The sequence below is a fragment of the Streptomyces katrae genome (assembly GCF_000966975.1).
GTDB lineage: Bacteria > Actinomycetota > Actinomycetes > Streptomycetales > Streptomycetaceae > Streptomyces > Streptomyces katrae.
The window spans coordinates 1-2,018 of sequence record NZ_JZWV01000399.1 but is presented as its reverse complement, the minus strand read 5'-3'; the positions used below and the strand labels follow the sequence as shown (position 1 = coordinate 2,018).

At 76.8% G+C, this 2,018-nt stretch carries 2 protein-coding genes; both read left to right on the top strand.

Annotation, left to right across the window (positions count from 1 at the left end):
- The coding region (locus tag VR44_RS15475) for a (Fe-S)-binding protein (RefSeq protein ID WP_169791012.1) at positions 1-980 on the top strand (980 nt) is incomplete at its 5' end.
- A 47-nt stretch (positions 981-1,027) separates the two neighbouring features.
- Complete coding sequence (locus VR44_RS15470; protein ID WP_045948067.1) at positions 1,028-1,987, top strand: EamA family transporter; 960 nt, start codon at positions 1,028-1,030, stop codon at positions 1,985-1,987.
- Positions 1,988-2,018: the final 31 nt, after the last annotated feature.

Sequence of the window (2,018 nt, the reverse complement as noted above, 5' to 3'; positions counted from 1 at the left end):
GAGACCGCCGGACGCCACTGCCGGGTGCGGGTGCGGGTGCGGGTGCGGGTGCGGGCCGGGGCGGGGGCGGGGGCTCGACACCGGCCCCGGAGGCGGTCCCAGCCTCGGACGCGTCCCCGGCCCCGGCTTCGGACGCAGCCTCGGCCTCGGACGCGGCCGTGGGCCCGGCCCCGACCTCTGAGGCGATCCCGACCCCGGCCGTTACCTCGGCCTGGGCCTCGGGCCCGACCTCGGGCCCGGGCCCGACTGCGCCCCTCGCGCCCGTGACGCTCTGGCCGGACACCTTCACCGACCACCTGGCCCCCGGCACCGCCCGCGCCGCGACCCGCGTACTGGCGGCCGCCGGCCTGACCGTCACCGTCCCCACCGCCGGCCCGGTCTGCTGCGCCCTTACCTACGTCTCCACCGGCCGCCTCACCCGCGCCCGCAGGGTCCTCCGCCGCACCCTGGAGACCCTCGGCGACGTCGAAGGCCCCGTCCTCGTCCTGGAACCCAGCTGCGCCGCAGCCCTCCGTACCGACCTCCCCGCCCTCCTCCCCGACGACCCCCGCGCCCACCGCCTCGCCGCTGCGGTCCGCACCTTCGCCGAGACCCTGGAGCAGTACGCCCCCCACTGGACTCCGCCCCGCCTGGACCGGCCAGTCGCGGGCCAGACCCACTGCCACCAGCACGCCGTCCTCGGCGACGCCGCCGACCGGCGGCTGCGCGACCGCGCCGGTCTGACCGGAGAGCTCAGCGGCGGCTGCTGCGGCCTCGCGGGAAACTTCGGCTTCGAGCCGGGCCACCACGCCGTCTCCGTCGCCTGCGCGGAGGAACAGCTCCTCCCCTCCCTCCGGTCCGCCGGCCCCGACGCCGCTGTCCTGGCGGACGGCTACTCCTGCCGCACCCAGATCGCCCAGCTCTCCGGCCACCGCGCCCGCCACCTGGCGGAACTCCTCGCGGAGGCCCTGGCGCCGGACGAGGGCCCGGACCCGATGTAAGAGAGAACACGGAGGCACGACCCTTACCGACCCCGTAATCTGGATAAATGCCCGCAGCCTCGCCGTCCCCCGCGACAACCCCCGCAACCGCTACGACCCCCACGGCCCCCGCCCAGGCCCGGACCACCTCTCCCGCCAACCGCCTCAAGGGCGGCCTCGGCGGCCGTTTCGGCCCGGTGGCCCTCGTCGTCGCGGCCGGGATCTCGGTGCAGTTCGGCGCCGCCCTCGCGGTCATGATCATGCCGAGGGCGGGCGCGGCCGGCGTGGTCACGCTGCGCCTCGCGGCCGCCGCCCTGGTGCTCCTGGCCGTCTGCCGGCCCAAGGTACGGGGCTACTCGCGCGCGGACTGGGGCACGGTCGTCGCCTTCGGCGTGGCCATGGCGGGCATGAACGGCCTCTTCTACCAGTCCATCGACCGCATCCCCCTGGGCCCGGCGGTCACCCTGGAGGTCCTCGGCCCGCTGGCCCTGTCGGTCCTGGTCTCCCGCCGCCTGGTGAACCTCCTGTGGGCCGGCCTGGCCCTGGGCGGCGTGGTCCTCCTCTCCGGCCACGGCGGCGGCGGTCTCGGCTTCGGCTCCCTCGACCCGCTCGGCGCGGCCTTCGCGGTGGGCGCCGGCGCGATGTGGGCGGCGTACATCGTCTTCAGCGCCCGCACGGGCCGCCGCTTCCCCCAGGCGGACGGCCTGGCCCTGGCGATGGCGGTCGCGGCGGTCATCTCCCTCCCCCTGGGCGTGGCCCAGGCGGGCTCCGCCCTCCTGGTCCCGAGCACCCTGGCCCTGGGCCTCGGCGTGGCGGTGCTCTCGTCGGTGCTCCCCTACACCCTGGAACTCCTCGCCCTCCGCCGCCTCCCGGCCCCGACGTTCGCCATCCTGATGAGCCTGGAACCGGCCATCGCGGCCACGGCCGGCTTCCTGGTCCTCCACCAGGCCATGTCCCTGCTGGACGCCCTGGCGATCGCCCTGGTCATAGCGGCGAGCATGGGCGCGGTCCGGGCCCAGAGGGGCTGACCTGCGGGCCCGCCATCGCCCCCTCGAGGGG